The 2,026-nt window shown below is 70.9% G+C and carries 3 protein-coding genes; all 3 read left to right on the top strand.

From position 1 onward, the window contains the following. Positions 1–261: 261 nt before the first annotated feature. The 3 genes from ACVNF4_RS35310 to ACVNF4_RS35320 all read left to right on the top strand — a co-directional run bounded on the left by ACVNF4_RS35310 (position 262) and on the right by ACVNF4_RS35320 (position 1,923). Positions 262–870, top strand: coding sequence for a flavin reductase family protein (locus ACVNF4_RS35310; protein ID WP_461806932.1), 609 nt, complete (start codon positions 262–264; stop codon positions 868–870). A 46-nt stretch (positions 871–916) separates the two neighbouring features. Next, entirely contained in the window at positions 917–1,264 is a 348-nt protein-coding gene (locus ACVNF4_RS35315; RefSeq protein ID WP_461806933.1) for a hypothetical protein, read from the top strand. A 131-nt stretch (positions 1,265–1,395) separates the two neighbouring features. Next, positions 1,396–1,923: a hypothetical protein gene (locus ACVNF4_RS35320; protein WP_461806934.1), complete on the top strand. Its 528-nt coding sequence runs from the start codon at positions 1,396–1,398 to the stop codon at positions 1,921–1,923. The last annotated feature ends 103 nt before the right edge of the window (positions 1,924–2,026 follow it).

Here is a 2,026-nt window from a genome sequence, read left to right on the forward strand (position 1 = left end):
ACCTCGCCGGGTCGCCCCGGGCTCGGCGGTGGCCGCGCGGCCCGGCGGTTCGCCGGAGTCGGTCGTGCGGCCCGGCGTCAACTTAGCCAACTTGTGTGCCTGCCGTGAAGATTGAAGCGTTAAATGTCCGATACGTAGTCGTGACCTTCGTCTCTTTCGGGCGAGTGACCGGCGGTAACACCCCCATGTGGGGAGTGAGTTGCCGACTCTTGGGGAACAAGATGCGTGCTTCCCGATGCTTGCGGGATACAACTTGCTGTCATGCGTGTCGACCACTCACCCGCCTCCCTGGGCGCCGCGGCCTTCTACCGGCTGCTCACCGCCGTCGTCGTCCCCCGGCCGATCGCCTGGGTCTCCACCCTGACGGCGGACGGTACGACGGCCAACCTGGCCCCGCACTCGTTCTTCACCGTCGCCTCCACCGACCCGCCGGTCGTCCAGTTCACCTCGGTGGGCCGCAAGGACACCCTCCGCAACATCGAGGCGACCCGCGAGTTCGTCGTCAACCTCGCGCCGGAGCCGCTCTTCCGGCAGATCAACGAGACGGCGACCGACTTCCCCGCAGGGCAGAGCGAGTTCGACGCCGTCGGCGTCGAGCGGGAGCCCTCCCTGAAGGTCAAGCCCCCGCGCGTGGCGGCCTCCCCGGTCGCCCTGGAGTGCCGTCTCCACACGACCCTGGGCATCGGCAACTCCACCCTCGTCCTCGGCGAGGTCGTCCACGCTGTCGTCGACGACTCGGTGCTGGTCGACGGCCACCCGGACATCCACCGCCTGCGCCCCCTGGCCCGACTCGGCCGCGACGAATGGGGCCTGCTGGGCGAGATCCGCGACCTGCCCCGCATCCCCTACCGGGACTGGCCCGAACGCTGACCCGGAGCGGCTCTCCCGGGGGCGGCTCCTCTGACAGGATCGCCCCATGACGACCCGTGACCACACAGACGGCTCCTGGTACTCGCTCCGGTCGAAGAACTCGGCCCTGTCGATCGGCTCGGTGAACTCGTTCCTCTCCATCGGCTCCGTGGGCAGCGCGCTGTCCATCGGCTCCGTCGGAAGTTTCCTGTCGGTCGGTTCCATCGGCTCCGCCGCCTCCGCCCTGTCCGCCGGCTCCTGGCTGAGCGTCGGCTCCGCGCTCTCCGCGAACTCCACCGGCGAGGTACTGGCCTGGCGCTCGCAGCGGTGCACGACGGCGGCTGCGGCGGCCGTCGCCGGACTCGTCGTCCTCGGCCTTCTGGCTGCCCGTCCGAAGGCCCCGGCGCGCGGCTGAGGAAACCCCGCACAAGCTCCTGACCTGCGACGCCCCCCGATCCGGGGGGCGTTGTCAGTGGTGCCCGATAGCTTGATCGATGTCGCGCCGATCCGGCGGAAGACATCCCTCAGAGCTGCAAAGGAGCTGGTGTGTCGTCGAATGCGCAGAAAGTACCGGAACGGGAGCAGTTGAGCACCGCCCGAGTGCTCGCACCCGCCCGGCCCCGCAAACTCGCCAAGGTCCCTTTCGTGGAACTGGCCGACGGCCGCCTCCAGGGCGTCGTCTCCAGCGGCTCGGACATCGAGCGGGTCTACGTCTCGTCCGTGGCCGCAGGGGCGTACGCCTACGCGTGCAGCACCAACAACAACCGCCCCTGCGGCGGCGCCCGGGGTTCGTTCTGCAACCACATCCGCGCGCTGGTCACCGAAGCGGTGCTCCAGTACGGCGCCGAGCGCGTCGCCCGCTACCTGCGCGTGGACACCGGCGACACCACCGCCGACGCGGGCGCGCTGCTCACCGTCATGACCGGCACGCACCCCGCGCCCGACCCGGGCAAGGCCGCCGCCGCGGTGTTCAGCCGCTTCCTGCGCCACCTCGCCTACCTCGAACTCGCCCCGACCACCGCCCCGTTGCCGGAGATGCAGTGGTTCCCGCCGACCCGGGCGGAGGCCGCCTGATGCGCGCCGACACCCTGACCGAACCGGTCGAGGGCCTGGCCGAAGCCCTGGCCGCCGTCGACGCCCTGGACCGCGCCCTCACCGCCGGTCTCCTGCGCCCCCG

The organism is Streptomyces sp. S6, assembly GCF_054880855.1.

Coding starts and splice junctions, on each gene's coding strand:
- ACVNF4_RS35310 (WP_461806932.1), top strand. CDS start 262: ATGCGTGTCGACCACTCACCCGCCTCCCTGGGCGCCGCGGCCTTCTAC.
- ACVNF4_RS35315 (WP_461806933.1), top strand. CDS start 917: ATGACGACCCGTGACCACACAGACGGCTCCTGGTACTCGCTCCGGTCG.